1 protein-coding gene is annotated in these 320 nt (G+C 75.3%); it reads left to right on the top strand.

Features of this window, described 5'->3' with window-relative positions; translation table 11 throughout:
• Positions 1-320, top strand: a 320-nt coding sequence (locus ACWGIU_RS36910; RefSeq protein WP_453712440.1) for a S8 family serine peptidase, incomplete at both ends; no start/stop codon positions are given.

Below are 320 nucleotides of genomic sequence, written 5' to 3' on the forward strand. Positions count from 1 at the left end.
GGGCGACCCCGGCCGCGCCCAGGCCCGCGACAGCAAGGGCGGGGCCCTCGCCGAGGGCATCCGCTGGGCTGCGGACCACGGCGCCGACGTGATCAACCTTTCGCTCGGCGACGACAGCGACTCCGCCCACCACGAGGCGGGGGAGGACGAGGCCGTCCAGTACGCCCTCGCCAAGGGCGTGGTCGTCGTGGCCTCCGCGGGCAACGGGGGCGAGGCGGGCGACCGCGTCTCCTACCCGGCTGCCTATCCGGGGGTCATCGCCGTCACCGCCGTCGACCGCCGCGGCCGGAAGGCCAAGTTCTCCACCCGGAACTGGTACG

Source organism: Streptomyces sp. NPDC054840, assembly GCF_053611065.1.